Origin of the sequence: Anoxynatronum buryatiense, assembly GCF_900182905.1 — a bacterium.
Taxonomy (GTDB): domain Bacteria; phylum Bacillota; class Clostridia; order Peptostreptococcales; family Tindalliaceae; genus Anoxynatronum; species Anoxynatronum buryatiense.
This window is the reverse complement of the sequence record NZ_FXUF01000001.1, coordinates 549,393-573,800: the sequence shown is the minus strand read 5'-3', so window position 1 is coordinate 573,800 and position 24,408 is coordinate 549,393. Positions and strand designations below refer to the sequence as shown.

Annotated in this window: 24 protein-coding genes; 17 read left to right on the top strand and 7 right to left on the bottom strand. The window is 47.1% G+C overall.

What is annotated here, in order from left to right; genetic code table 11:
• Nucleotides 1-60 precede the first annotated feature (60 nt).
• Nucleotides 61-1,176 carry an aminopeptidase gene (locus QOL74_RS02600; protein WP_283407867.1) on the top strand — a complete coding sequence of 372 codons (1,116 nt, stop codon included), beginning with the start codon at nt 61-63 and terminating at the stop codon, nt 1,174-1,176.
• A 32-nt stretch (nt 1,177-1,208) separates the two neighbouring features.
• Entirely contained in the window at nt 1,209-3,680 is a 2,472-nt protein-coding gene (locus QOL74_RS02595) for a homocysteine S-methyltransferase family protein (protein ID WP_283407866.1), read from the top strand.
• 21 nt (nt 3,681-3,701) lie between these two features.
• Here the strand turns inward: QOL74_RS02595 and QOL74_RS02590 are convergent, their stop codons facing one another.
• The gene (locus QOL74_RS02590; RefSeq protein ID WP_283407865.1) at nt 3,702-5,348 is read right to left on the bottom strand and encodes an MBL fold metallo-hydrolase RNA specificity domain-containing protein; all 1,647 of its coding nucleotides are present in this window, start codon (nt 5,346-5,348) and stop codon (nt 3,702-3,704) included.
• Nucleotides 5,349-5,585: 237 nt separating this feature from the next.
• Between QOL74_RS02590 and QOL74_RS02585 the strand changes: the two genes are divergently transcribed.
• From QOL74_RS02585 to QOL74_RS02540, 10 genes are all read left to right on the top strand, one after another.
• Nucleotides 5,586-6,806, top strand: coding sequence for a SpoIIE family protein phosphatase (locus QOL74_RS02585; protein ID WP_283407864.1), 1,221 nt, complete (start codon nt 5,586-5,588; stop codon nt 6,804-6,806).
• 146 nt (nt 6,807-6,952) lie between these two features.
• Nucleotides 6,953-7,633, top strand: a complete 681-nt coding sequence (locus QOL74_RS02580) for an HlyC/CorC family transporter associated domain-containing protein (protein ID WP_283407863.1) — start codon at nt 6,953-6,955, stop codon at nt 7,631-7,633.
• Nucleotides 7,634-7,816: 183 nt separating this feature from the next.
• Complete coding sequence (locus QOL74_RS02575; protein WP_283407862.1) at nt 7,817-9,757, top strand: glutamine synthetase; 1,941 nt, start codon at nt 7,817-7,819, stop codon at nt 9,755-9,757.
• A 198-nt stretch (nt 9,758-9,955) separates the two neighbouring features.
• On the top strand, nt 9,956-10,516 hold the full coding sequence (locus tag QOL74_RS02570) for a YtxH domain-containing protein (protein ID WP_283407861.1): 561 nt from the start codon (nt 9,956-9,958) through the stop codon (nt 10,514-10,516).
• A 25-nt stretch (nt 10,517-10,541) separates the two neighbouring features.
• Nucleotides 10,542-10,937, top strand: coding sequence for a hypothetical protein (locus QOL74_RS02565; RefSeq protein WP_283407860.1), 396 nt, complete (start codon nt 10,542-10,544; stop codon nt 10,935-10,937).
• Between the two features lie 340 nt (nt 10,938-11,277).
• Complete coding sequence (gene argB, locus QOL74_RS02560) at nt 11,278-12,126, top strand: acetylglutamate kinase (RefSeq protein ID WP_283407859.1); 849 nt, start codon at nt 11,278-11,280, stop codon at nt 12,124-12,126.
• A 189-nt stretch (nt 12,127-12,315) separates the two neighbouring features.
• Nucleotides 12,316-13,275, top strand: coding sequence for a 2-thiouracil desulfurase family protein (locus QOL74_RS02555; protein ID WP_283407858.1), 960 nt, complete (start codon nt 12,316-12,318; stop codon nt 13,273-13,275).
• 272 nt (nt 13,276-13,547) lie between these two features.
• Entirely contained in the window at nt 13,548-14,822 is a 1,275-nt protein-coding gene (locus QOL74_RS02550) for a sensor histidine kinase (protein ID WP_283407857.1), read from the top strand.
• A 1-nt stretch (nt 14,823) separates the two neighbouring features.
• Nucleotides 14,824-15,468 (top strand): response regulator, encoded by a 645-nt coding sequence (locus QOL74_RS02545; RefSeq protein WP_283407856.1) that lies wholly within the window; start codon nt 14,824-14,826, stop codon nt 15,466-15,468.
• Between the two features lie 266 nt (nt 15,469-15,734).
• Nucleotides 15,735-16,109 carry an FMN-binding protein gene (locus QOL74_RS02540; RefSeq protein ID WP_283407855.1) on the top strand — a complete coding sequence of 125 codons (375 nt, stop codon included), beginning with the start codon at nt 15,735-15,737 and terminating at the stop codon, nt 16,107-16,109.
• Nucleotides 16,110-16,187: 78 nt separating this feature from the next.
• Here QOL74_RS02540 and ccsB read toward each other — a convergent pair whose 3' ends face one another.
• The 5 genes from ccsB to QOL74_RS02515 form a co-directional block, all read right to left on the bottom strand.
• The gene (gene ccsB / locus QOL74_RS02535) at nt 16,188-17,006 is read right to left on the bottom strand and encodes a c-type cytochrome biogenesis protein CcsB (RefSeq protein WP_283407854.1); all 819 of its coding nucleotides are present in this window, start codon (nt 17,004-17,006) and stop codon (nt 16,188-16,190) included.
• Entirely contained in the window at nt 17,003-18,274 is a 1,272-nt protein-coding gene (locus QOL74_RS02530; RefSeq protein WP_283407853.1) for a cytochrome c biogenesis ResB family protein, read from the bottom strand. The genes ccsB and QOL74_RS02530 overlap by 4 nt, the downstream gene beginning before the upstream one ends.
• A 110-nt stretch (nt 18,275-18,384) precedes the next feature.
• Nucleotides 18,385-19,458 carry a cytochrome c3 family protein gene (locus QOL74_RS02525; protein WP_283407852.1) on the bottom strand — a complete coding sequence of 358 codons (1,074 nt, stop codon included), beginning with the start codon at nt 19,456-19,458 and terminating at the stop codon, nt 18,385-18,387.
• 18 nt (nt 19,459-19,476) lie between these two features.
• Nucleotides 19,477-19,728: a hypothetical protein gene (locus QOL74_RS02520; RefSeq protein ID WP_283407851.1), complete on the bottom strand. Its 252-nt coding sequence runs from the start codon at nt 19,726-19,728 to the stop codon at nt 19,477-19,479.
• A 244-nt stretch (nt 19,729-19,972) separates the two neighbouring features.
• Nucleotides 19,973-20,935, bottom strand: a complete 963-nt coding sequence (locus QOL74_RS02515; protein WP_283407850.1) for a rhodanese-like domain-containing protein — start codon at nt 20,933-20,935, stop codon at nt 19,973-19,975.
• A 419-nt stretch (nt 20,936-21,354) separates the two neighbouring features.
• On the opposite strand from QOL74_RS02515, the gene QOL74_RS02510 reads away from it, so the two are divergent.
• The 5 genes from QOL74_RS02510 (at nt 21,355) to QOL74_RS18535 (ending at nt 23,663) form a co-directional block, all read left to right on the top strand.
• On the top strand, nt 21,355-22,083 hold the full coding sequence (locus QOL74_RS02510) for a helix-turn-helix transcriptional regulator (protein WP_346771698.1): 729 nt from the start codon (nt 21,355-21,357) through the stop codon (nt 22,081-22,083).
• Nucleotides 22,084-22,259: 176 nt separating this feature from the next.
• Nucleotides 22,260-22,403, top strand: a complete 144-nt coding sequence (locus tag QOL74_RS02505) for a hypothetical protein (protein ID WP_283407848.1) — start codon at nt 22,260-22,262, stop codon at nt 22,401-22,403.
• Between the two features lie 208 nt (nt 22,404-22,611).
• Entirely contained in the window at nt 22,612-23,223 is a 612-nt protein-coding gene (locus QOL74_RS02500) for a TetR/AcrR family transcriptional regulator (RefSeq protein ID WP_283407847.1), read from the top strand.
• Nucleotides 23,224-23,259: 36 nt separating this feature from the next.
• A complete protein-coding gene (locus QOL74_RS02495) occupies nt 23,260-23,526 on the top strand; it encodes a response regulator (RefSeq protein WP_488153918.1) in 267 nt (88 codons plus the stop codon).
• Nucleotides 23,523-23,663: a hypothetical protein gene (locus QOL74_RS18535; RefSeq protein WP_488153917.1), complete on the top strand. Its 141-nt coding sequence runs from the start codon at nt 23,523-23,525 to the stop codon at nt 23,661-23,663. Before QOL74_RS02495 ends, QOL74_RS18535 begins: the two co-directional genes overlap by 4 nt.
• Nucleotides 23,664-23,718: 55 nt before the next feature.
• On the opposite strand, the gene QOL74_RS02490 is transcribed toward QOL74_RS18535, so the two are convergent.
• Nucleotides 23,719-24,300 (bottom strand): nitroreductase family protein, encoded by a 582-nt coding sequence (locus QOL74_RS02490; protein ID WP_283407846.1) that lies wholly within the window; start codon nt 24,298-24,300, stop codon nt 23,719-23,721.
• Nucleotides 24,301-24,408 lie beyond the last annotated feature (108 nt).

The window sequence follows — 24,408 nt, the reverse complement described above, 5'->3', positions numbered from 1 at the left end:
TGTCGGCGGCCATGAATGATCAATGACAAATGACCCATTACACAGAAGGAGTGGAGCCCTATGAAAGATCCCCGCATTCAACAATTGGCACATAATCTGATTCATTATTCTGTTTCCCTTCAGCCGGGTGAGAAAGTTCTCATTGAAGCAGTTGGGCTGGAGTACCCACTGGTGGAGGCACTCATTCATGAGGCATATGAGGCAAAAGGATTGCCGTTTGTCACGGTGAAGGAACCCCGGTTTACCCGCCAATGGCTGCTGGGAGCCAGCGAAGAACAGGTGAAACTGGCGGCTGCCGTTGAACTGCAGCAGATGAAAGCCATGGATGCCTATATCGGTATTCGGGCAGGTAACAATGCCAACGAACTGGCAGATGTACCCGGAGAAAAAATGCGCCTCTATTCAGAGCATTTTGTGGGACCGGTGCACATTCAGGAGCGGGTGGGCAATACCAAATGGGTGGTGCTGCGTTATCCCAACGAAGCCATGGCACAGGCCGGCATGATGAGCACCCAGGCTTTTGAGGATTTTTATTTCAATGTGTGCAACCTGGATTATGCCAAAATGGACAAAGCCATGGACAGCCTGGTGGAATGGCTGGAAAAGACCAGCGAAGTACACATCACCGGCCCAGGCACAGACCTGCGTTTTTCCATCAAAGACATCGGTGTGGTGAAATGTTCCGGCAAACGGAACATTCCTGACGGCGAGGTATACACAGCACCGGTGAAAGATTCGGTGGAGGGCACCCTGACATACAATACACCTTCGCTGCATCAGGGTTTTGTATATGAAAATATCTGTCTGACGTTTAAAGAAGGGAAAATTGTGAAAGCCACCTGCAATGACGAAACAAAAATCAACGAAGTGTTGAACACTGATGAAGGGGCCCGCTATATCGGTGAATTTGCCATAGGCGTGAATCCCTACATTCTGCATCCCATGAAAGATACTCTTTTTGATGAAAAAATCATGGGAAGCTTTCATTTCACCCCCGGCAATGCTTATGGTGAAGCTGACAACGGCAACCGGTCGTCGGTGCACTGGGATTTGGTCTGCATTCAAACCGCTGCTTATGGCGGCGGCGAGATCTACTTTGATGGTGTGTTGGTGCGCAAAGATGGTTTTTTTGTACCAGAATCACTGCAGGTGCTGAATCCGGAACAGCTGAAGTAAAAGAGAATCCATTGGAGAGGGAGTGAGCAGAAATGACACGGGAACAGCTTGCAAACCGTCTGAAAAACGGAATCCTGCTGGGAGATGGGGCCATGGGCACCATGCTGGGAGATGCGCTGGCAGATGCCCAGTGCCCAGAGGCGCTCAATGTGCATATGCCTGAAAAAGTGAAAGCTGTCCATGAAGCCTATGTGGCGGCGGGCAGCGGCATGATTCAAACCAATACTTTTGGTGGGAATCCACTGAAATTGAAAGCCTATGGACTGGAAGCCTCTCTGGAGAAAATCAATGAGGCGGCAGTCAGGCTGGCGCGGGAAGCAGCCGGTGAACAACGGTTGGTGGCCGGCGGCATTGGTCCGACAGGCAAATTGCTGGCTCCCATGGGTGAATTGTCTTTTGACGATGCGGTGGCCTGCTTCTATGAACAGGCCTGTGTGCTGGCAGCAGCAGGCTGCGACCTGTTTCTCATTGAAACCATGTCTGACATTCAGGAAGCCCGGGCAGCAGTCATAGGGGCCAAAAAAGCAGCGAATCTGCCGGTGATCTGTACCATGACTTTTGATGCTAATGCCAGAACCCTCACTGGTTCTGATCCGGAACAGGCAGCCACAGTGCTGGAAGCGCTGGGGGTCAGTGTGCTGGGAGCCAACTGTGGCATCGGGCCTGAAGTGATGGTGGAAATTATTCATCGGATGCGCCGGGTCACCAGCCTGCCCCTCATGGCCCAGGCCAATGCCGGCTTACCGGTGCTTCGGGGGGGTCAGACGTTCTTTGAGATGACGCCTGATAAAATGGCCGCCTTTATCAACGGAATGGTGGATGCCGGGGCCAATGTGATCGGCGGTTGCTGTGGCACCACACCAGATCATCTGGCGGCTTTTGGTGCCATTACCCGCACCTTGAAACCGGTGCAAGTGTTTGAGCGTGGCATTACCAAGCTGGCGGGCACTCAGGTGACGGTGATGGCAGGTCCCGGCCATCCCACTCCCATGATTGGTGAAAATATTAATCCCACTGCACGAAAGGTCATTAAAGAAGCTTATCTCAGTGAGATCTATGATCCCATTGTGGAGGAAGCCCTGCGCCAGCAAGAAGCGGGCGCCTCGGTGATTGATGTGAATGCCGGCGTACCCGGTATTCAGCAGGTGTCAGTGATGCCCCGCATCTTACAGCGAATTCAGCAAACCATACCCCTGCCGTTGTCCATTGACGCCACCGACCCGGAAGTGACAGAAGCAGGACTGAAAGTTATTCGGGGTAAAGCCTTGATTAACTCAGCCAACGGTGAAACAGCACTGCTGGAAAAAATGGTTGATTTGGCAGTCGCCTATGGGGCAGCGTTGCTATGCCTCACTTTGGATGAAAAGGGAATTCCCGAAAAAGCAGAAGGTCGTCTGGCGGTGGCCCGGCAAATGGTGGATACGGCACTAAAAAGAGGCATGCGCCGGGAAGACATTCTCATTGATCCCCTGACACTCACTGCGGGAGCACAGCAGGACCTGGTAATGGAAACCCTGCGGGCCCTGCGGATGATTCGGGAAGAACTGGGTGTGAAAACCATCTTAGGTGTCAGCAACATTTCCCATGGTCTGCCCGCCAGAAAGCCTGTGAATGCCGCATTTTTGGCCATGGCACTGGAAGCCGGCCTGGATATTCCCATCATCAATCCCAGGGAACCCCTTTATCGTCAGACGGTGGCAGCAGCAGATGTGCTGACGGGGCGTGACCAGAAAGCCCGCAGGTATATCAAAATGGCGGCAACCGCTGAGTCCCAACCCGGGTATCAGACGCAGACAACGGCATCCACTGGAAAATCAGATACTGAAAAAATACCAAAATCGGGTACATTTGTGTCGGATTCACCGACAGCGAAGGAAACGCAAACCCCGGCTCATCGACTTCATCAGAAAATTGTTCAGGGAGATGCCGAAGGCATTCTTCCCCTGGTGGAAGCCCTGCTGACAGAGGGATGGAACGGACTGAAAATCATCGAAGAGGTGATCTCACCGGCCCTGGGGAAGGTGGGTGACTGGTATGAAGACGGCACCTATTTTCTTCCACAGTTGCTCATGGCAGCCGAAGCCACACAGGAAGCTTTTGCCGCCATTAAAAAAGCCCTGCCGGGATCTGATGAAACCAGCAGAGGGACCATTGTCATGGCCACTGTGAAAGGCGATATTCATGATATCGGGAAGAATATTGTATCAGTGATGATGGAAAACCATGGCTTTCGCGTGGTGGATCTGGGGCGGGATGTACCGGCGGAAACCATTGTGGAGGCAGCTCAGCGGGAAGGAGCACACCTCATTGGGCTCAGTGCCCTCATGACCACCACCATGCAACAGATGGAACGGGTAGCGGAACTTCTTAAAGCGGCAGGAATGACAACGCCGCTGATGGTAGGCGGAGCCGTACTGACGCCGGGATATGCGCAGAGCATCGGGGCTGTCTATGCACCAGATGCAGTGCAGGCTGTGAAAGCAGCTAAAAGGCTGCTGGGTTAAAGCCCGGCAGCCTCAGTCACATCACTCTCCAATAATCATGCCCAGTGCAATCAGTTCCTGCTGCAGATCAATCAACTTGTTTTTCAGAGCATCATAATCTTTCTTTAACATTTCTTCATCCAGCAAGCGTTCTGTCTGGGGAACCAGGCTTTCAATCTGTCGGTAAACTTGCTCCAGTTCCCGCTTAATGTTCTCTTTTCGCTGAATGGGCAGTAACACTTCAGCAGAATCGGCTTTAAGCACTGCTTCCTCCATTTCAAAAGCATAACCCACAGAGGGAACTTCAACAGGTATGTGAAACTGATCCCGAATCAATTCAGCCAGCGCGTTGGAGGCATCTGGTTCGCCATGAACCAGAAAAACTTTTTTGGGCTTCTTTTGAAAGCCTCGCAACCACTCCAGCAGAGCCGGTTGATCTGCATGACCTGAAAAACCGTCTATGCTCACCATTTCAGCCTTTACAGCGATCTGCTCCCCCAGAAGCTTTACTTTTTTGATGCCGTCTTTCAGCAGCCGCCCCAGCGTTCCCTGGGCCTGATAGCCCACAAAGATCACTGTATTTTTCGGGCTCCACAAGTTGTGTTTCAGATGATGGCGCACCCGGCCGGCAGTACACATGCCGCTGGCAGAAATGATGACTTTTGGGTGAGTGGCAGTGTTTAACTTGATGGATTCATGATGATCCCTAACAAAGTGGAGGTTGTCAAATGACAGCGGGTTATCTCCCTTGAGAATCAGCTCTTTGGTGGCATCATCGAAAGAATGGGCATTCCTTTTAAATATTTCTGTGGCAGAGATGGCCATGGGACTGTCGATATAAACCGGTGTTTTTCGAAAGAGATCCATCTCGTTTGATTCGCCAAAATAGCGATTCAGCTCATAGATAAGTTCCTGGGTACGTCCCACGGCAAAAGAAGGAATGATGACGGTGCCTCCCCGTTGAAGCGTTCGGTTAATGGCACTCATCAACAGGTTCATTCGGTCTGCCACCTGTTCATGGGTACGGTCACCATAGGTGGATTCCATGATGAGATAGTCTGCTTCTTCAATGATCTCAGGGTCGCGTATCAAGGGTTTATCAGGCATACCCAGATCGCCGGAAAAGACGATTTTTACAGTATCTGGCGCCTCGCCGCCATTTGGCTCTGTAATCCAGAGTTCAAGGATGGCAGAACCCAAAATATGACCGGCATCCCTGAATCGAATGCTGATCTGATGGTCAATCACAATTTTTTGACCATAGAGCACGGGATGAAAGTATCGCAGGCTTTCTTCAGCATCTTTCACCCTGTAGAGAGGTTCGATGGGTGGATCCCCCGCCCGTTCCCGCTTTCGGTTGGTCCATTCAGCGTCATTTTCCTGGATATGGGCGCTGTCCAACAGCATAATCTCTGCCAGGTCTCTGGTAGCCCGGGTGGTAAAAATTTTCCCCCTGAAACCCGCTTTAACCAGCAGGGGTATCCGGGCACTGTGATCCACATGGGCATGGGTCAGAAAGAGATAGTCGATGGTGGCGGGGTCATAAGTGAAGGGTTTTCGGTTCAGAGCTTCCAGCTCGCTGCTTCCCTGAAACAGACCACAGTCAATTAACAACCGGCTTGATTTTGTTTCGATTAGAATATTGGAACCGGTGACGACCTGAGCAGCACCCAGAAAACGAATTTCCATGGCATTCACCTTTCTTTCTTATGATGGACTCAACAACAGCAACATTGTTACATACATTCCCCAATATGCAGATGACAAACAACCGAAAAAAGCCGTTGCCTTGGCACTGAAGAAACGTTACACTGATAGAAAGACTCATCAACAACGGGGACATCAAATCGGTGATGACGTCACGCGACCAAGTAGTCGACGTTTCCGATACTGCTGAAACCGGAGCGAAAGGAACCTGAAACGACGATGCAAGCTGCCAAAATACTGATTCTGGAAACCAGTACCCACAGTAACAGACTGAACAAAGACCAGTTTCGAAAATGGGGCTTTGAGGTGACTCAGCGTATCTGCGACGAGAATGTGTTGCAAGAAGTGCTTCGCATGGAGCCGCAGTTGATCTTTGTCCAAACCGATAACGAAGACATGCCAAAGCTGCTTGCATGTATCAAGCATGCCAGATTACAGATCAAATTGAAAGAAACACCCATCGTTGTGCAGCTTCCTGACAAGGGGAACACGGCAAAGGAGTCACTGTTCCAGGCAGGAGTCACTCATTGCCTGCTGGAACCGGTTTCGGAAACTGAGTTGAAGGAGTGCGTCAACAATCTACTGAAACAAGTGGAATTAAAAAACAGGTTGGAGATGACCCAACGCGCTTTAGAAGAGAGCCTGCATAAGGTTAACCGCCAACGGGCAGAACTGGATCACCATCTGACATTAGCGGCTAAAATTCAAGAGTCACTGATTCCTCAAAATCTGATACAAGTGCCGTTTTGCAATTTCTATTGTCACTTTCAACCCTCCGGAAAAGTAGGAGGCGACATTTACGACATCTTCATGCTGGATGACCGGCACATGGGACTATATATGGTGGATGTGATGGGACACGGGGTGGCTTCTTCCATGCTGGCTGTGGCACTCTCTGAGTTCCTTGTGGTGGATGTGAATCGAGGCACACCCTTAAAAAGAGAACTTGATGAAGCCCCATATTATGAAATTGTATCACCGGTGGAAGTGATTCACTACTTAAACAAAAGATTTTCCTTTACAAAATACCAGCATTATTTTACAATTTTCTACATGGTGTTCAATGTGGAGACTGGTGAGTTGCGGTATGTTCGTGGGGCCCATCCTGAACCGCTTCTCATGCGGCAAGACCAGACAATTGAAACACTAAACGCCTATGGCACGCCAATCGGTTTTGAATTCTCTCAGGGATATGAGGAAGGAACACTTCAGTTGCAGTCTGGTGACCGGTTGCTGGTCTATTCAGACGGACTGTTGGAACTGGAGGATGACATGCGGCAACCCATGGACTATGATAAGCTGCAGCACATGGCAGGTAAATACCTGGCTGAAAGTAACGGCCAGGGAAGGCCCTTTGCCATGAAGTTCAAGCAAATGGTGGATCATCAGTCTCGCTTAAAAGATGATCTGACCATGATTGAAATGGTGTGGCAGCCCTAACATCTCTCATGGAATGATGATTGCGGAAAGAAGGGATTTATGAAATAGTGCGAAAACAAAATGGATAGTACCCTCTGCCACTGTTGGTTCATTCCTTAATGATGAACAGGGCCGCAACATATCACCGATGAATAGGAGATGCTGAATTGAAAGAGTTTACCATTATGAAGAAGCTGGAAGAATACACCTATGTTTTGGAAGTTATATTGGCTGTTCTGCTGGCAATTGGAATTGCCATAGGTCTCATTGACATTGTTAAGTATTTTGTAGTTATTTTACAGGCAGGAACTGACGAAGCGTATTCCATTTTTAAGCATTTTTTGGCACATACACTGTTGTTGGTGGTTGGCATCGAGCTCATGCTGATGCTGCTATCCCACTCAACAAACGCCATTTTGGAGTTGGTACTATTTGTCATAGCCCGAAAGATGCTGATTTACGGTGAAACAATGATGGATATGGTACTGGGAACATTGGCCATTGCCGGTGTTTTTGCCATTCTAAAATATCTGGCTCCGAAGAAAGACTTTGTTGCACGGGATGACAGAGTTTACTCTGCATCCACCAGTGTTGATAAAATTCATCAGGATACCGGATTGGATTTGCCGACAAACCGGGGGAACACTGTGGGAGGACTGGTGTGCAGTCTGGCAGAAGAAGCCTGCGTGCCCGTTTCGCAGGGATCAGAATTCGAATCAGGAGATATTCGCATTAAAGTTGTCAAAGCCACTGACGGTGTGATTGAAAAAGTCATGATCACCAAAGTTGACCAAAATTCAGAAGCAGAAAAAGACAAAGAAGACACACAAACAAACTGGCATTATTAATCTACTGCCTGTAAAAAACCTCCTTTTCACGGAGGTTTTTGCATAAGTGAAAACGGGAAAAGGTTTGCATAAATATTCATTTATTTGAATTATTTTACATTTTACCCTTTACAATTGAATGGAGCATGCTATAATTAGTTTTATTGATGGTGTCGATTCATCAAGGCGAAGGAGGCTATGACAATGGAAAAAAACCTTGACCACTTATTGTCACAGAAAATGCTTTACAGCGTACCGGTGTGGGCCCATGATAAGGATACACTGACCAGGCTGTTACAGGCATTCCCCAACATCCAGTTTGTTTCGCTGGTGGGGGTGGATCTGAGAGGAAATAATACAGATGAAAAAATTCCCATCTCCATTATGCTTGATGATGTGGAAGCCTTTTTAAAACTGGGCGTTCAGACTGACGGTTCCAGCGTTATGCTTCACGAGATTGCAACGCTTAATAATGCCAAAGTGGATATTATTCCAGATTTGGAAGTCAACTGGTATGTGGATTACAACCCGGATCACCACTATGAAGAAAATGGGCTTCCCATTGGAACACTTCGAATTCCTGCTTTTCTGGAACATGAAAACACCTATGTTGGTTCCCGTGGTGTTCTGAAACGATTGGAACTGTTCTTTGACACGGAACTTAAAAAGACATTTGCAGCTCACCCTGAAATGTTAAAGTCTTACGGAATTGGTTCTGTGGATGACATTGAAAAAGTGAAACTGACTGCAGCAACAGAGCTGGAGTTTTGGGTCAGAACGCCCCAGGATAGAGCCAATATTGAAAAGCTGTCCACCTCACAAACGCTGAAAGAACAGTATTGGAAGCGCACAAAAGGCAGTGTGCGGACGGCCCTCGAAGAAACCATGATGATGCTGGAGTACTACGGCCTTGAACCCGAGATGGGGCACAAGGAAGTGGGTGGTGTGACGGCTAAAATCGGTAACACCGGCAAGCTGGACCATGTCATGGAGCAGCTGGAAATCGACTGGAAGTATAACACGCCCATGGAAACAGCAGATAATGAAGCTTTTGTAAGAGACATTATCGAAGAAGTGTTTGAAAAATATGGGCTTGAAGTCACTTTTATGGCGAAACCCATTGAGGGTGTTGCCGGCAGTGGCAAACATACACACATGGGCATTGGTCTTTCCCTGAAAAACGGCCAATTTATTAACCTGATGACGACGCCTGAAACCGATGAGTATTTAAGTCCGGCAGGGTGGGGCTGCCTCATGGGGTTGTTGGAAAACTATGAAGCGATTAACCCATTTGTTACCTCCACCAATGATGCTTTCAATCGGCTGAAGCCTGGGTTTGAAGCACCTGTGTGCATTGTAGGTTCAGTGGGTCACACCCCTCAGTCGCCTTCCCGAAACAGAACAGTATTGGTGGGATTGGTACGCGACATGAAAAATCCGTTGGCCACACGCTTTGAGCTGCGTGCACCCAATCCACTGTCCAACACCTACCTGTATGTGGCAGCGTCCTATCAGATGATGCTTGACGGAATCAAGGCAGTAGCTGCCGCCGGTTTAACATCAAAAGAGTTGGAAGCTGAGTTTTCCAAAGGAGCTGGAGAAGAGAAATTCTACCTGGATGACGCCAGAATGTTCCGTAGCGAGCATGATGTCTTTGACGACTACACAGAAATAGAACGAAACACACTTTTCAGTAAACCGCCGGCCACTGTCTGGGAAAGCCTGACGATCTTCCGCGAAGCTGCTGACAAAAGAGAAAAATTATTCCGCGGCAACGTCTTTACAGAGGCTATTGTCCATTCTTATGAACTTGCAACTCTTGACCAGTGGGTTAGTGAAATTTCCGGGCGTATCATTTATCAGCACATGAAACTTGTTCGCAAAACCAGTAAGCTTCATGGGTTGGATTACGTCACTGATATTGATGTCGTTAACTGGGAGAAAATCAATGCCATTCGGTATGAGCTGATGAAAGACAGCCTTGAGAAAAAAGCACACCTGACACAGTTGAGAGAAGCAGTTACCGATCAAGACTATGCACGTGTTTCTGAACTGCAGTTGTACATTGCAGAGCAAGTGAACAGCCTGAAACAGCTTTACCTGCAATATCGTCGAAATCTCCTGGAAGAGATTAATGGGTTTTAGGTAAAGTCTGCAGTAAAAATACTACAACATTTTCAGACAAATATCGCCAAGAGCCCCCGGTTTTTATGGGGCTCTTTTATTTTTTTCCGGCACTTCTGTCGATGAAGAACGCCAAAAGTCTCAAAATGCTTGTTTATATTGCATGTGATGGGGTATAATCCAACGAAACAACGTCATCAAATAAGGGAGTGAAAGTGCATGAGCTTGAAAGAACTGTCCAAAAAAATGCATGAACTGAAAAAGGTACTTGACCCTGAACGTGCACGGAAAGAAAAAATGGCTGAAAAACGCAGAGGTGTTGCAAAAGGCCTGGTTACCGGTGCATTCCTTGGAGGCTTAGCCGGTGTCTTCTTTGCGCCTGACAAAGGAGAAAACACCCGCAAAAAAACGAAGGAAGAAATTCTTAAAGCCAAGGAAAAGGTTGAAGAGGAACTGAAAGAAACCAAAATAAAACTGGGCGAAAATCTGGAAGAGGGCAAGGAAAAAATCAGCTCCTTTTATGAAGAAACAAAAGAAGTGATTGGTGATAAGGCAGACGACCTGAAAGAAAAAGCAGTCGACTTGAAACTGAAACTCAAGCGAGACAAAGAGAACCTTGATGAAGAACTTGACGCAATGGCAGATGGTGTGGAAGACAAAGTTGAAGATGTCAAGGAACAAATTGAAGATGCTGTGGAAGAAAAAGTTGAAAAAGGGAAAGATGCGAAAGAGAAAGTTGAAAAAGCTGCCGAAGCTGCAAAAAAGGAACTTGAAAAATAATAATCTTCCATAAAGGTGTGATTACATGAATGCAACCATCACTGTTGGCGAACTGCTCGTCGTGCTGATGTCTGTTTTAGGTGTGGGTGTGCTGGTCTATCTTCTGATCCTGCTCATGCGGGTGAATGAAACACTGAAGAGTATCCAGGAAATTGTTTCAAAAAATGAAAAACACCTGGACGAGTCCCTGGAACGTATTCCCCGTGTACTTGAACATGTGGAAGGGATCACGAAACATGTGGATCAAAGTATGGTACATGTCCAGTCGGCCATTGAAAATGTCAGCGATGTGACTGATTATGTGACAGATATGGTGGAAGGCATCAATGAAGAAGTGGTGGAGCCCCTAAAGGAAGCGTTTAAATTGCTGCTGATGATAAAATCGTTCTTTGGGGGATCCAAAAAGAAAAAGTGGTTTTAGTTCCGGCAAATCATGTGTAAGAACCATAACAAGATGAATGAATATCAACCAGCAGACGCATTTCTGAGCAAGAGGGCGTCTGCTTTTTTGGTGCAGGAAATGGTGTGTGCATCAAAAATGAGGAGCAAAGTTTATAAAGTATCAGGTTGTGTTTTTATACTCGCAGCTCTCCGACAGTTTCTCAGCTGCCGGCAGAAATACTGCAACAGCGGCTTTGATCTGTCTTTCATTGCTGAAATAAAAGTGTCACAGGCAACAGATAAACGTTAAATAGTGCTTGACAAAAAGGTTATTTATAAGTATAAATGTATATATATACATTTACGAAGGAGTGGTTCACATGAACCCTTGTGAAAAAGCCGGTATCTTGGTGGAGAGCATCCCCTATATTAAGCAGTTCAGGAATGAAATTGTGGTCGTTAAATATGGGGGAAATGCCATGATAGACGAAGAGTTAAAACAGACTGTCATTGAAGACATAGTGCTGATGAAATATGTGGGGATGAATCCTGTGATCGTTCATGGTGGCGGACCTGAAATCAACGCACTCATGGAAAAAATGGGCAAAGAACCGGTCTATGTGAATGGCCTTCGGGTGACAGATGCTGAAACCATGACACTGGTGGAGATGGCGCTGCTGGGAAAAATCAATTCGGAAATAGTCGGTCGTCTGAATCAAATGGGTGTACTGGCAACCGGCATCAGCGGAAAAGATGGGAGACTGCTGGTTTCTGAAGCCCGCGACCCGGCTCTGGGACTGGTGGGAAAAGTGAAAGAAGTGAGAGGCGAACTGATTCATCAGCTGTTGAATCTGGATTATGTTCCGGTGGTGGCACCTGTCGGCATTGGTGCATCCGGTGAGTCATACAACATCAATGCCGACGAGGCAGCGTCACGAATAGCACTGGCATTGAATGCCAAGAAACTGGTGTACATTACCAATGTTGAAGGTGTGCTGGAATCGGTGGAATCACCCGGGAGCCTGCTGTCGCATATTCATGTGGATGAAATCGACGATCTCATCGCCCGGGGCATTGTTCAAAATGGAATGATCCCGAAAATAAAATATTGCCGAAAGGCTGTCATGGGAGGGGTCGAACGCGTACACATGATCAACGGTAATAAACCACACGCGCTACTGCTTGAAATTTTTACCAACGATGGGATTGGTACCATGTTGACACGGTAGCATCGGCATCCTGACATTACAATGACCTGCTACATGCGGCTAAAGCATATGACACTTCGCAACAGCCTGAAACCTGCCACTATGGCGGGTTTTTGCATATTTAACCATGTAATGGGTATAAGCCCAAGGAAAGGCCAGAGACAGCGAAAACTATTGAAATATAAATGATCAGAAATGGAGCTGATGGTCATGAAGTTCATTCTGCAGGATAAAGTGGTTTTGGGAGTGAGTGGATGTAATTTTGGGGCGCCCTACAGATATAACCGGAAAGGGTGGGATCGAATCCAGCTGTTGAACAGGGAGCAGGGTGATTTCATCTGGCATCCTGTCTGTCCTGAAGTGGCGGCAGGCCTGGGTGTCCCCAGAGATCCCATTCGACTTTCGGGAGGCAATGGGCACGATGTATGGGCTGGAAAAGCGCGTGTGCTGAATCGCAGAGGACAGGACGTGACAGATGCTGTCAAACAGGCTTGTCTCCAATCGCTGGAGATTTTGCGATCAGCCGGAGCCGTTGGGTATGTTTTTATGGAGGGCAGCCCTACCTGTGGTGTTTACCGCACAAGCCTTAAAAACCAAAGACTGGGACACCCCCCGGGCGTTTTGGGGGCGCTGCTCCTTGAGGAAGGTTTTTTTCTTATTCCAGCCATTGATCTCGAAAGCCCACTGCGTTGGTGGGATTGGCGCAGAAGGCTGCATGCGTTTGTTTGGGTGGGAAGGCAAGAGGTGACTTCGAAGCAGGAATTGTATAATTTGTGGTATACTGTCAAGTTTTTGTGTCAGGAGCTGGACGAACCAGCCGCCCGACAGATCGGGAAAGATCTGGCAGCACTGCCCAAGGGTTTTTTCCCTGGGCATTCAGAAGAACTCAAAATGCAAATACAGGCGATTTTAAGACAACCTTCAAAAGTGAGCCGGATCAAACAGCGTCTTTGGAAAAGCTATGTGTATTACCGAAGGCATACACTGGGAGACGATGCATTTGTCCTGCCGCCAGAAACGCCTCGCAATATGACCCAAATTACCCATGAGTTGATGAACATGGAACGAAAAGCCTTTGAAGAAGGACAGTTTTTTTCCTCTGCCCCCATTCTCTATCGGGATGAACAGCGGGTTCGTAAAATGATGAATGAATCACCTGATGCTCCATGAGAGAGGGTCTGTTTCTGCCGATGACGTAAACCTGAGAGAAATTCATCGAAAAACCAGTTGAAATCTGTTAAAATGATAGTGTGGTGATGATTAGAAACCAGACTTGGGCAAGGAGCAGACCACACTGAATCGATCCGTCGGGAGGAGACGTGTTTGTGCTGATCAATTCCCATTCGTATATTTGGCTTTTTTTCTTTTATGGCTTGGCCTTTTTTACTCTGGGAACTTCATCATTACAACAGAAGTTAAGGCATAGCAGTGAATTTCCACTGATGCGATGTATCCACTTGCTGGGTTTTTTCGGGGTGCTTCATGGTATTTCCGAATGGATAATCATGTTGCGGGTCATGGGTGTTTATCAGGAGATTGATTCGGGACTGTACCTGGTCGAGACCTTTGTTAATGGTGCTTCCTATGCATTCTTACTCAGCTTTGCCATAGCCCTGTTGGTGCGGGAACGCCTGAAATACTTAAATCTGCATATTTGGATTCCAGCGATGATCTTTACCCTCTGGTGTTTTTTCTACCTTGGGAGATACTATGGTGCTCCGGTGCAGGTATACCGTCACATCACTTTATTTAACCACCTTACCCGCTACTTCATGGGATTCCCTGGGGCACTGCTGTCGGGTGTGGCCTATTATCTCAGTGGGCGTCAGTTGCGGTTACTCAAGTTACCGGTCTATGCCCGGCTCTATAGTGTTGCCGGCGTTCTGTTCATTGTCTATGGGATCACAGCGGGGCTCTTAACACCACAAATGACAGGTTCTTATCAAAATGTCACGGCGGTGGAAACCATTATTATGACATCCAGGCTTCCAATTGAGCTGCTGCGGGCGGGTTCGGCCATCGGAATTACCATATTGACCATACGGTTGTTTGATTCTTTCTGCTGGGAAATGCAGGAACGTCTTAATGAGTATGCGCAGCGACAGCTTTTGCTGCAGGAACGAAAGAAAACCACTCGAATGGTGCATGATCAGATTATCCAACGTCTTTTTGGGGCAGGAATCTATATTGAAAATATGCTGGGTAAAGAACCGGCCACCTATGAAGAAGGGCTGTTGGTACTCAAAGATGAGTTGAATGCAACCATTGGAGAAGCCCGGGCGTTCCTGAAGAGTTTTTCTGAGAGCAGCCTCGTTATGGAGGACTTTCAGGAAAACCTGCAGCATCTGGTGGATCGCTTTCGAATGCAATCTCAGGCAAAACTGGATTTTGAGTATCACGTTCCACCAATGGTGCTGGGAAAACTCTCTGCCGAGAAAAATGCCCAGCTTTACTACATCGTACAGGAAGCGCTGCTGAATATTCAAAAGCATGCCCAGGCGAGTCATGTTCGACTGACAGCCACCTCAAACCTTGAAGAACTGGTGATACGCATTGAAGACAATGGCATCGGTATTTCGTTGACATCTGATTCTTTTCAGGGATTTGGAATACGATCCATGAAAGAAAGGGCTGAAAAAATGAATGCCACCATTCATTTTGAACGTCGGCAATCACACACCTATGTAACCATCATGGTTCCCTGGGAGGAGCGATAAAATGAAAAAGGACATCAGTCAGATCATGCTGGTGGACGATCATAACATTGTACGAATGGGGCTCAAAGGTTTAATTGACAATGATCCTGAACTGAAAGTCTGCGCAGAGGCAGCATCGTTGTCTGAAGCCTACCAGCTGTTGTCATCGATCACACCTGACCTGATACTGCTTGACATGAAACTGCCCGATGGCTATGGAGCTGAAGGTGTCAGAGAAATGAAACGAATGCTCCCAGGTACAAAAGTGTTGATTCTGACAGCTTTTGCAGAGGATTATATGGTTCAGGAAAGCCTGCGTAATGGTGCTGACGGATACTTGTTGAAAAATGTGGACGGACGCTCCATCATTCAGGCGATTCATAACGTCTTAAACAGTCTGATGGTGATGGACCCATCAGTGGGAAATACCATGCTGTCCACATCCAGAGATCCGCTGATTGGCCAGTTGATTGATCGGGAACAGATGGTTTTGAACCTGATTAGTCAGGGGAAAACCAATAAAGAAATTGGAGAAAGTCTTTTTTTAGCAGAAAAGACAGTGCGTAATCTGATTACAAAAATCATGAAAAAAATAAACGTAACCAATCGAACAGAGGCGGCAGCTTTTTGGTTAAAACATCGGGCTGGAAAAGATGAAGATCGGTAAAAATCATTTACTGAGAGATAGGGACAAATATCACTTTTTATCAAAATCCCAAATGAACGCCTATCTTCGAAAAAAAGCAGACAGTGAAAAAATGATTGAAGATCAGGGATAAAAGAGGATGGATGATACAAGAAAATGCAACAGGCATGGCACAAATGTCCCGTGTCTGTTGCATCCACTTGTTTAAATTGATGGAAGCGGGTATAATGATGAAGGTAATACCAGAGTGGTCAATCAATTGTTGATAAATATGAAGGAGGCGTATTATGAGTAAGAAGCAAATGAAAGGTGCACTGATACTGATGATGGTTGCAGTGCTTACCATGGGAGTATTGACTGCTTGCGGTGGATCAGGAGCCACAGAAGAGGCACCTGCGGCAACCCCGCAGACAGTATCAGGTACAGGACAGGGATATGCAGACGATGTGGTTGTTGAGGTGACTGTTCTGGATGGGGTTATTCAGTCCATCGAAGTGGTCGAATCAGCAGACACCCCGGGCTTGTCTGACGGCGCCTTTGATGCTGTTATAGAAGCCGTTCTGGAAAACCAGTCCACCGATGTGGATGCGGTCTCCGGTGCCACTGGTTCCAGTGAAGGACTTCTGGAAGCCATTGAAGATGCTCTTTCCAAAGTTGAATAATCATTAAACAAGCGACTGAAACCCCCGGCCTCCATCTGGAAGCCGGGGGTTTCGTTTCGGTAACAGTAAAATGCTTCTTCAGCGGTAACTGTGAATTCCAGGCAAAAGCGTATTCACCCCAATAAAGGTAAAAATAACGGCGATGAAACCAATGACAGAAAACCAGGCGGCTGGTTTTCCCTTCCAGCCCCGGTTAAACCGTAAATGAAGATAGGCAGAGTAGATGATCCAGGTAATGAGAGACCAGGTTTCCTTCGGATCCCACCCCCAGTAACGAGACCAGGCACTGCGGGCCCAGATGGCTCCGGTGACAATGACCAGTGTAAGCATCAGGTACCCAAAAGCGATAATCCGGTAACTGAGAAAATCGCAGGCATCCAGATCAGGGAGCAGGCGCCTCTTATGAGCACCTTCCTTGCGGCCTGAAATGAGATAGATGAGAGACAAACCTGCGGCCACAGCAAAAGCACCATAAGACAGCACGGCGGTGCCAACGTGGACGGTGAGCCAGCGGCTCTGCAATGCCGGCATTAGCGGGCGCACATGACGGGGCAGTAAAGAGGCATATCCCATCATTAGAAATGCCAAAGGCATGACAAAGGCACCCACTGCGGTAAATCGATAGTAGAAATGAATCGCCAAATAACAAAGAACAATGCCCCAGGTAAAGCTGTTGGCGAATTCATACTGGTTACTGAAAGGCAGACGGCCAGATTCAAGAATGCGGGCGCCCATGGCCAGTGTGTGAATGAGAAATCCCGATAGAGCGGCATAAACGCCCAATTGGCCGGCCCGGGCTTTGGAAGATGCCAGGAAAGCAAAAAAACTGAGAGATGCAGCAATGTACAACACAAAGGCGATGGTAAACAACATTTCTTCTACAGCGATTAAATTCATGAACGTTCTCCTTCTTTCTCTTTCAGTTGTTGGAGGATTCGCTTCAACCACATGGAGAAGCCCCAGGCATTTTGTCGCGAAATGGCGTAAAGTTCCCCCTGACGAACAAGGATATACTTGGGATAGAAGTAAAAAGCCATCAGAAGACCCGCCATCAGCAGCAAACAGCCGGCCAGCACTGCATAGTAACCAAAGTCTTTTCGATAAATAATGCCGGTGTATAATACGCTTTCTGCAAAACCAATTTCATAACCCTGGTAGGTAAATCGCTGAGAGGGATTCATGATAAAAGAGTCAACAAACTCACCAAAATGATAGAGGACCACGGCATAATGGGGATTGCGCTCTTCTTGGGACAATGTGACAGGCATTCCCTGATGACCCAGCTGAAACTCCGGGAAATATCCAAAAAGATGCACCGTCAGATGTGCAGGCTGAAAAAAAGTGGTTTCGTCATTACGTAAGAACTGATTGAAGACTACCTCATTGGTTTCAATTTCTTTAATCTGCAGACGACTGGCCCAGCCAAAACTGCTTTGATAAAGCATCATGCCCCGGTGACGCAGGGGACGGTTGACCCAGATGGTTTCTGAACCGACAGGAGCGTCATTTTCCAGGATTAACAGATCGCTATAGTATTGCTCGGTTGATCCGTCTTCTCTGAAGGACATGTAGAAGTCCTGAAGCTGAACTGAAAAACCTTCCTGATGAAAAGTGGCAGTTTCTCCGGGCATCAAGTTGAAAAATCCTTCCTGAGCAAAATAGTTCCCAATAAAACTGCCCAGAATAATGGTGATGATGCCTGCGTGGGTGATGGTGGAGGCAAAAACACCCCAACGGTTGCGAGTGGCATGGTAAGTTCCGGGTTCATGGAGAATTTCGGAGATGTGATACTTTTTGCGACGAAGCAGGTCCAGCAACTCATCAGAAGTAATGTCATCCCGCCACAGGTTCTCTGCATCCGGTTTGGGAGATGGGAAATAGTCCTGTCGATAGCGTCGTTGTTGTGACGGAATCATTTTCAGGGTACATCCCGCCAGATTGATTAAGAACATGACCATAATCACTCTGAAAATCCAGGAACTGTAGGTTTGATGGAATCCCAGAGCAATAATGAGACTTCCAAGACGGTAGCTGTCCAGGTAATGGCCAGGCGGAAGGTCTTGGGGCAATAGGGTTCCGAAGGTGACATAGATGGCCATTATAATAAAGAGAAAAATGCCAAATCGCAGGCTGAACAACCAGCGTTTGATACGATTGAAAGTCATGGGAGGCCTCCTTCAGTCCATAAGCATCTTTAATGCGATGAAAAAGGGAGATTGCTCTCCCTTTTTCAGGTGATTCATAAACGCTCAGATGGAATTGACGATGTGATTTTCTATTGAGGAACGACTGGAATCAGGTTCCAATTTGCCTTGCTGTCAGACTCCAGCAAATCTTCTTCCCGCAGGAAAATCTTCTCGTTGCCGTGGCATGCGTCACACGATTCGTTCTGGAAAGTGATGCGCTGAATGTTGTGAGTGGGGGAATATTTCCAGTTGCTGATGTCATCATAATTGGGAAGCAGGTCTGGTCCCACGACTTCAAACGAATCCACATAAGTGGGGATATGCCGCAAGGTGACGTATTCGTAGGGGCGAGATTCTGACTGAATGGGATTCTTGCCAATACGGAACATCAGACGAACCGTTGAGGTGCTTCCCAGTCCGGTCTGGTCTTCGTTGTATTCCACGTGACATTCAAAGCAGTTGTTATTGGCCTGAGCATGGCAAACCTGGCATGACAAAGAATCACCGTGAATGTTATGCACCTGTAGTTCAGATTGTCCGGGTCGCTGATCATCATGGCAGTCATAGCAGCTGGGAAGTTCAGACTTCGTCCACATGCTGTCATTCACTTCCCCGGTACCATGGAAGTTGTTGACAGGATGGCAGTCCATGCAAGTCATCCCCATTTCAAAGTGAACGTCTCCCCGAAAACCAACTGTCCCCATGAACTCGCCGGCATTTCGGGCACCGTGACATCCGAAGCAGGTTTGATCCATGGGAGGGGTTCCAAAGAAATTATGCTGATCGATGAGGCCGCCGGTGAATACCTTGGGCCGGCTCACATGACAATCGCCACAGGTTGCATGGCAGGCAATGCAGTTCTTATCAAAAATTTCATCATGATGAGGTGAATCCGAAAGAAGGCTGTCATGGGAAAATGCCATGAGTCCGTTTTGCATACCATGAAGGTTGTAGTGGATGGAATCGGCAAAGGTATCGGTCACGCCGGCGTGGCACTGATAACAGATTCCCTGCAGGTCACGGGACGGATAAGGCTGCATGCCAGTGTGCGCGGCATCCTTGTCCATCACATTGTCACCACCGTGGCAGGTGATACATCCCAGTTCGCCGTGGGTTGAGGTTGTAAAATCTGTGGAAACCAGAAACATGTCTGTGGCCGTCAACTGAGGCCCGGCAACACCTCAGCCGCCTTCGCCGCCGTGACCGCCGTCCTCTGCCATGACCGCCATGGTTTCGATGACCGTTGCATCTGTATGGCATGCGATGCAGCTGCTGCTATCTGTGGGTGCGATGGAAACAGGCGTGGTGGGCTCTTTTGGCCCACTGCCGGTGGTAAGCGTATGTACTCCCGCCAGAACCGCCACAGAAAGAACAGTCATCAGGAGGGCACTGACCCATCTGTTTTCATAGAGTTTCAGGGATTTATCTGCCATAACATCACCTCCATTGTTGATATTCGTCGCGATGTCAGCACATCATTTTGTTTCATATAATATCAGTGTGTTGACATTATTTTACCGGATGTATGGCACCAACACAAGGAAAATAAAAAAGTTGAACGAATATTTATAAAAAAATATCTGGTTCAGCAGATTTGTGATGTCGTGAGGAATGAAAAGGGAGCCCTTCCAAATCATTAATGATATCAGAAGGGCGTCCTCATGGTAGCGGTGAGGGTTATTCGGTAACGACGGGCATTTCGGCGTTGGTCCAGCCTGCCATGCCGCGGTTTAGAGTAAAGCTGTTGTAGCCGTTAAGTCTTAGCAGCAGATGGGTCTGGCCAGCCGTCTGGCCAGAATAGCAGGTGACATAGATGGGACGCACTTTGCTGATTTCACTCAGACGCTCACCAACGTTCCGGAAAGGAACATTGACAGCACCCTCAATATGACCTGTGTCAAAATCATCTTCTGCCCGGATATCCAGTACGGTGATGGCATCGGGTGTACTGTCAATTAAATCGAAAAGATCCTGTGGCGGAATGATGTGGTTGTTGCCGGCAGCAAAGTAAGTGCTGATGGCATCGAACAGAATTTCTTGTTCATCGTCCAGATTCATGTCCCGCGCGTCACCCAGTTCACTGGCTTCAGTTTCCAATGTATCTTCACCCAGATCCAATGGCGCCCAGCCGAAGTTCATGCCACCCTGCATGGAGATGGCGTTGTAACCAAGAAGCTTTAAAGCGGCGACGCCTTGCGCTGAATTCTGTCCACTGTAGCAATAAACAATAATTTGACGTGTGGTGGACAAGCGATTCATTTGATTGGCAAACTCAGGGAAAGGAATGTGGACAGCACCTGGAAGGTGGCCGGCTTCGTAGTCTTCGGCCGCACGCATATCCACCAGCACAATGGCGTCGGGGTTGTCTTCCATCAACTGCAGCACATCTGCAACGGGAATCATGTTCAGGTTATCTGGGATACTCTCAAAATAACTGCTTGTGTGAGCAGCAATGACTTCTGCGGGGTCAAGTGTAACTTCGGGCTCTTCCTCAGGTGCTTCTGCCGGGGCTGGTTCTTCAGCCGGAGCCGGCTCTTCTGCAGGTGCCGGAGCGGGTGCCGGAGAACCACATCCTGTGAAAAGAATGAGCGAGAGCATTAATGCCAGAAACAGAATGAGTTTTTTGTTGCTAAATAACATGGTAAATCCTCCTTTGTCATTTGAGATTTTTTTGTTTATACATATTTCAGCATTTCCAGATGAAAGAAAGGGAAGCAAAGCATCTTCATCCGGCAATGGACTGATCAAATACTACGCTGAGAATACACATGGAGATGGAAACGTTTTCACGAAAGCGGCTAAAAAAAACAATCAGGAAGGTAAATACGCTGACAATATAATTTTTATATGCTATGATAACATCATAACCGAATGTTAAAATAAAAGCAATCCATATTCATTAATTTTATACCCATTTAATTCCATGAGCCTGACAGGCGTTCCTGTTTTTATGTTAGAATATAATCATGAAACCATCTGCCCATATGACAGATGCACTTGAAAGGGTGGATCCAATGATCAATTCAGCGGCACTGGCAAAAATCAGGAATATAAGAAAAATGAGTCAGCGTGAGATGGCCGACCACCTTCGTGTTCCATTGAAACAATGGCAGGAACTGGAAAGAGGCGAAAAAGAACTGACGCCCAGTACCTTCAGCCGTATGGTGACGGCGCTTGAAATCAGCGATGATGAAATTCCCAGTTGGAAACAGCTGGCTGTGGGCAATACAGGGGTTAAGATTCGCGCACTGCGAAAAAAACAGGGGTTCAGCCTGGAGCAGTTGGCCACCTTGACAGAACTTTCGGCAACGTATTTGAGCGAGGTGGAGCGGGGAGAAAAAATTGCGTCTTTTTCTGCCCTGAGATCCATCACAGAAGTGTTCCAGGTACCTATCAGTCTCTTTGTGGGAAACAAGCGCAAACAGAGCATTGTCGGGGAAAAACTGCGTGCTGCCCGAAAAGATCGTACCATGACACAACAGCAACTGGCAGAAGCCGCCGGAATCTCCACAGCCATGGTGGCACATCTTGAAAATGGTAAAGTGCAGGCATCTTTGGATACCATCGAAAAGATCAGCGAGACACTGGGTATATCAGTTTGTTACCTGATTTTGGAGCAGGAAGAAGTGGAAGAAATGATCGGTGCCATCACACCTGAAATGAGGGATATTCTTTTTGATCCCCAGGTTCAAAATATCATTGGCTCCATTTGTACCTTTAGTAAAGAAGAAATGACGATGGTGTTGAACTATGTTCATATGATTAGAAATCCCCATATCAAAGCCTGATCATCACTGATAATTATATGGAAAGTACGAATGAGGCGGGAAAAGGGGCTTGTGATGTGGGAATAACGCCCTATTTATCCTTCGTTCACTGGACATTGGGTGGAAAATCCGATATTTTACTATCATAAAGTTATACGGAGCCCACCAGAGTTGAGAGCGTCTAAGGAGTGAAGCCGATGTCTGCCTGCCAGGATGAAATTCTGTATCACATATTAAAAAACCCACATCTAAACCTGGAAGAGATTGCCTTTCTGACAGAAACCTCTGAAGATCAATTAGTACGTATGAAGCAGCGCCTTGAAAAAGAACCATCAGATTAATCAAAACAGCTTGAGTCAACTCAACAGCATTTCTGCAAAAACTGCCGCGAACTTTATTTTTCGGCAGTTTTCTGTGCGTTAGTGCACCTTTCCAATTGGAAACTTATTCACGGAAAGGTTTCCTTAGAAGTGAAAGGGATTGACAAAAGAGAAAAGACTTCATACAATGATGTTAGTTATTACTAACGAAATGAAGGCGGGATGAATCATGCCGAAATCTTATTTAACACGCAAAGAAAAAATCATTATCAATGCCATTGATATTCTTGACCAGGGAGGCATCAATGGGTTAACAATGAAAGAAATCGCCAATCAACAAGGCATTACAGAACCTGCGGTGTATCGCCAGTTTAAGAACAAACAAGAAATTGTGTTGACAATTCTCGCACGTTTCAGTGCCTTCGACAAGGCTCTGGAGAACGCGATTTATCAGCATGCGTATGCCCCTGATCAGGCGATCGTCTATCTGATGGAATCCCACATCACCTATTATCAAAATTACCCGCAGGTGATCACCGTGTTGTTTTCTTTCGATGTCTATCGGTATGATCCGGAAGCAATGGCCTTGATGGAGACGATTATGAGACAAAGGCATCATTTGATGACAAAACTGGTGACGCAGGGCGTTGACCAGGGTCTTTTCAATTCTGAACAGGAGCCTTCTGACTATGCAGAAATGCTCTTGGGGCAGATGGAATCAACCATGTATCGTTGGAAGCTGGAAGATTGTCGGAAAGATGTCAAGGAAATTCTGATGAAACGTGTTCATTGGATGCTTGAAAAAATGAAACAGCCCATGAATGAAGACGGCAAAGGATAAATGGGTTAAAGAGAAGTGTGGAAAGAAGGGATAATCGTGAGAATTCTCATCGCAGAGGATGATTTGGGAAGCCGTGTGTACATGCAGCATTTTCTGAAGTGTTTCGGGGAATGCGATTTGACAGCTGATGGAATCGAAACAGTGGATGCATTTCTGATGGCCTGGGAAGAAGGCGAGCCTTATGATTTAATTTGTCTGGATATCATGATGCCCAAACTCGATGGCCTTAAAGTCCTGAAAATCATTCGCGATCTTGAAAAAAAAGACAGATTGAAGAAGATCAGCAGGCAACCATCATTATGACCACTGCGCTGGACGAAAAACAAACAGCCTCTAACGCATTTGACCTGGGTTGTCAGGCCTTCGTCCCGAAGCCCATGGATATGGAATATCTGAAAAAAGTACTGGTGGAACTGGGGTTTACAGAAAAAAACAAGTAAAAAACACCTGGCGGCCGCCAGGTGTTTTTGAAAGGGTCGGTAGACGAATGAAGCACTACTGATTAAAGTGGTTCCAATGAAGCACTTCTTCCAATTCCCGTTTCTCTGCCACAAAATGTTCGTCGCTATAGCCCAGAGAGACGATGGAAATAAGTTCCATTTCAATAGGGGCTTTCACAATTTCTTTCAGTTTGGAACAAAGGTCGTCATACATGGGAGGAATTTTGCAGGGAACACCTTCGCACATGGCGATATCATCATTTTCGTAATAGGGGCCCTTGCAACCCCCGATCCAGCAACTTTTAAGGTCATAGAGGCGTGCGGCCACGATAATATTCTGTGTGGCAGCAGATCCGTCCTCAATGAAATAGTCGGTTTCTCGGCGACAGAGAACAACAATGGCAGCCGGTGCATCTTTCAGAAAACGGCCATTGATGTGAACTTCAGCAAGTTGTGTCAGAACTTCCCGATCGGTGATCACCACAAACTCCCAGGGCTGAATGTTTCTGGCAGTAGGGGCCATCCGTGCAGCATCCACCAGATCCTTCAGAACTTCCTCATCAATGGGTGTGTCTTTGTAGGTGCGAATACTGCGAATATCCTTTAAGAAAGCTGTTTTTTCAGGATTAGCGCTCATAAGATCCCTCCGTTTTGTCTGATTGATGGTGGATAACGTGCTGATTATCCCATAAATACCCAGCAGCACGGGGGGTTCAATCAATTAATTTTATTTTATGTAGACACT

Excerpts from the sequence above, each read along its gene's own strand:
- QOL74_RS02600 (WP_283407867.1), top strand. The coding sequence starts at position 61 with ATGAAAGATCCCCGCATTCAACAATTGGCACATAATCTGATTCATTAT.
- QOL74_RS02520 (WP_283407851.1), bottom strand. The coding sequence starts at position 19,728 with ATGGCAGATAAATCCCTGAAACTCTATGAAAACAGATGGGTCAGTGCC.
- QOL74_RS02545 (WP_283407856.1), top strand. The coding sequence starts at position 14,824 with ATGAAAAAGGACATCAGTCAGATCATGCTGGTGGACGATCATAACATT.
- QOL74_RS02530 (WP_283407853.1), bottom strand. The coding sequence starts at position 18,274 with ATGACTTTCAATCGTATCAAACGCTGGTTGTTCAGCCTGCGATTTGGC.
- QOL74_RS02565 (WP_283407860.1), top strand. The coding sequence starts at position 10,542 with ATGAATGCAACCATCACTGTTGGCGAACTGCTCGTCGTGCTGATGTCT.
- argB (WP_283407859.1), top strand. The coding sequence starts at position 11,278 with ATGAACCCTTGTGAAAAAGCCGGTATCTTGGTGGAGAGCATCCCCTAT.
- QOL74_RS02595 (WP_283407866.1), top strand. The coding sequence starts at position 1,209 with ATGACACGGGAACAGCTTGCAAACCGTCTGAAAAACGGAATCCTGCTG.
- QOL74_RS02540 (WP_283407855.1), top strand. The coding sequence starts at position 15,735 with ATGAGTAAGAAGCAAATGAAAGGTGCACTGATACTGATGATGGTTGCA.
- QOL74_RS02500 (WP_283407847.1), top strand. The coding sequence starts at position 22,612 with ATGCCGAAATCTTATTTAACACGCAAAGAAAAAATCATTATCAATGCC.
- QOL74_RS02575 (WP_283407862.1), top strand. The coding sequence starts at position 7,817 with ATGGAAAAAAACCTTGACCACTTATTGTCACAGAAAATGCTTTACAGC.
- QOL74_RS02490 (WP_283407846.1), bottom strand. The coding sequence starts at position 24,300 with ATGAGCGCTAATCCTGAAAAAACAGCTTTCTTAAAGGATATTCGCAGT.
- QOL74_RS02510 (WP_346771698.1), top strand. The coding sequence starts at position 21,355 with ATGAGTCAGCGTGAGATGGCCGACCACCTTCGTGTTCCATTGAAACAA.
- QOL74_RS02550 (WP_283407857.1), top strand. The coding sequence starts at position 13,548 with ATGCGATGTATCCACTTGCTGGGTTTTTTCGGGGTGCTTCATGGTATT.
- QOL74_RS02585 (WP_283407864.1), top strand. The coding sequence starts at position 5,586 with ATGCAAGCTGCCAAAATACTGATTCTGGAAACCAGTACCCACAGTAAC.
- QOL74_RS02555 (WP_283407858.1), top strand. The coding sequence starts at position 12,316 with ATGAAGTTCATTCTGCAGGATAAAGTGGTTTTGGGAGTGAGTGGATGT.
- QOL74_RS02505 (WP_283407848.1), top strand. The coding sequence starts at position 22,260 with ATGTCTGCCTGCCAGGATGAAATTCTGTATCACATATTAAAAAACCCA.
- ccsB (WP_283407854.1), bottom strand. The coding sequence starts at position 17,006 with ATGAATTTAATCGCTGTAGAAGAAATGTTGTTTACCATCGCCTTTGTG.
- QOL74_RS02570 (WP_283407861.1), top strand. The coding sequence starts at position 9,956 with ATGAGCTTGAAAGAACTGTCCAAAAAAATGCATGAACTGAAAAAGGTA.
- QOL74_RS02515 (WP_283407850.1), bottom strand. The coding sequence starts at position 20,935 with ATGTTATTTAGCAACAAAAAACTCATTCTGTTTCTGGCATTAATGCTC.
- QOL74_RS18535 (WP_488153917.1), top strand. The coding sequence starts at position 23,523 with ATGACCACTGCGCTGGACGAAAAACAAACAGCCTCTAACGCATTTGAC.
- QOL74_RS02590 (WP_283407865.1), bottom strand. The coding sequence starts at position 5,348 with ATGGAAATTCGTTTTCTGGGTGCTGCTCAGGTCGTCACCGGTTCCAAT.